Annotated in this window: 2 protein-coding genes and 2 pseudogenes; 2 read left to right on the forward strand and 2 right to left on the reverse strand. The window is 40.9% G+C overall.

Features of this window, described 5'->3' with window-relative positions; all coding sequences use genetic code 11:
* Positions 1 to 185 (forward strand): DUF933 domain-containing protein (locus GCCT14_RS04510; protein ID WP_157952616.1); only part of this gene is annotated, 185 nt, incomplete at its 5' end.
* A gap of 32 nt (positions 186 to 217) precedes the next feature.
* Positions 218 to 358 (forward strand): annotated as a pseudogene (locus tag GCCT14_RS05680) (EscU/YscU/HrcU family type III secretion system export apparatus switch protein); the annotation flags it as partial.
* A gap of 362 nt (positions 359 to 720) precedes the next feature.
* Here the strand turns inward: GCCT14_RS05680 and GCCT14_RS05505 are convergent.
* Together GCCT14_RS05505 and GCCT14_RS04520 are read right to left on the reverse strand one after the other, a co-directional pair.
* Positions 721 to 1047, reverse strand: a pseudogene (locus GCCT14_RS05505) (GTPase); the annotation flags it as partial.
* A 4-nt stretch (positions 1048 to 1051) separates the two neighbouring features.
* A complete protein-coding gene (locus GCCT14_RS04520; RefSeq protein ID WP_108624404.1) occupies positions 1052 to 1816 on the reverse strand; it encodes a hypothetical protein in 765 nt (254 codons plus the stop codon).
* Between the last annotated feature and the right edge of the window lie 380 nt (positions 1817 to 2196).

Below are 2196 nucleotides of genomic sequence, written 5' to 3' on the forward strand. Positions count from 1 at the left end.
AAGCTGCAGGGAGAATTCACACTGATTTGCAAAAAGGCTTTATTCGTGCTGAGCAGATTAGTTATGAAGATTTTCTTTCTTGCGGCGGACGTCAAGGAGCAAAGGATCAAGGAAAAGCTCGTCATGTGGGAAAAGATTATGTTGTTGTAGAAGGGGATGTGCTTCTCTTCTACCACAAGATCTAAGCAAAAACCCATTTGTTTAAGAGGAAGTAGAAATGGGAGAAAAGACAGAGAAGGCAACTCCCAAAAAATTGCGAGATGCAAGAAAGAAAGGACAAGTGGCTAAGTCACAAGACATACCGGGAGCTGCCACTTTTGTCACTTCACTCGGACTATTGCTTGCTCTCTCCACATTTCTTTTTGAACAATTTACTGGTGTCTGTTTTTTCTTTTGGGGGCGAATTTCTTCTCCTACATTTGCTGCCAAGATTAAAGGTTTCATTGTCAAAAATGGAAATTCCTTTAAAGCCTTCCTTTCTTCGGTGGTCCACTCCACTGAACGAAGAGCAACACCTTCTTCCAAACAAACCACACAACGACGAAGAAGCTCATGCGTTCGAGAGATTTCAGGGTCATGCATCGCTTTGCCTTTGCGCCGTTGCAAAGACTCTTGAGCCATTTTTAAATCAGCAAGCGCACATTCTAGATGAATGATTTCAACGTCTCCGATCGGATCAATACGACCCAAAACGTGGATTGTATCAGGGTCCTCAAAACAACGGACGACTTGAATGATCAAATCCGTTTCTCGAACATGAGAAAGAAAACGATTACCCAAACCAGCGCCCTCATGAGCACCTTGTACAAGTCCAGCTACATCGACAATTTTCATGGCAGCAGGAACGATCTTTTGGCTAAAACCTACCTTAGCTAAAGATTCCAAACGAGTATCTGGAATCAGCACAATTCCAACATTGGGATCAATGGTACAAAATGGAAAATTAGCTGATTGAGCCGAACGACTTTGGGTCAAAATGTTGAAAAGAGTCGATTTGCCTACGTTTGGCAACCCAACTAAAGAACAGGAAAGGGAATGTGCAGACATGCATTTACCTAAATACTTGACGAGTCTCAAAAATCATATGAATAAGAGAAGAAAATTCTTTCTTTAATTTTTTCAGATCTAATGGTTGTTCAAAAAGAAACAGCGTAGGGAATGTTTGGACTACGTTCAAAAAATCACCTTCCAAATTCGGATTCATAACTAAGGGTAATATCCAGTAAGGGCCTTTCTTGGGCAAACATTCTAAAGCTGTTTTAAATTGTGTGCGCACCAACTGATTTGCACAATTTTGATAAGAAGAAGTCAAAAGAGGAATGAAGATATCTGCACAACGGACACGATTCGCTGTTACATCAAGATCAAATTCATCATAAAAAGTTGTATCCACAGAAAGCCGACACAAACGAGGCTCAAGAGCTTCATAAAGAACGGGATACAACTGACGCATTAGCGAACGATCATGTAAATGGAAAGAAAAAAGTGCATGAAGCCTTCTCGGAGGGAAGCGACGATTTTTTTGTCGTTTTTGAGTTGTGATCGCAGATTTCTCAACAGAAAAAGAAAATTTTTCTAATAAAGAAGCAAAAGGTTCACCAGGACGAATTGGAGAATAAGAGTAGAGAAAGAGAGCACGACAGTCACCTATCTTCTCCCACAATTCATCAGAAATCTTACTCAGTGATTTGATCATGACCGAACAAACAGGCCCAATCGAAAACTGGCGACACCCACGAGAAAAATACATCTCTGGACGCAACAAAGTCCAAAGACGGCCCGAGAAAGCTTCTATTGCTCTAGTTCGAAAGACCACAGAAGTGTTGGGAAAATAAAAATCACCTTGACAAAAAGGGCAATACCGTCCCAAAAGTTAACCACCTCTTCTAAACTCCCGATCTGAATGATACAACGAGCTTTACTTCACTGCACAAATGATTTGTACAAAAAAGAGTTTTGTCTAGAGCTTACCTAAGTGAGATACGATATTATCTGAAAGTTGATACTCGTCCTTAACCGACTTTAAATTGAGCCCAACTTCTCTTAACGCTCTCAAACAACCTCGGATTAACATTCCCCGATCAAATACAACTCCAGAACTTTCTCGAATCTCCAGACAGAGCTTGTCCATCCAAATAAGGCGGTTCATAGCGCAATCGCTCTATTTGATAGATCTGAATCCGCACTTCTCTCGGC

Source organism: Candidatus Similichlamydia epinepheli, assembly GCF_003056015.1.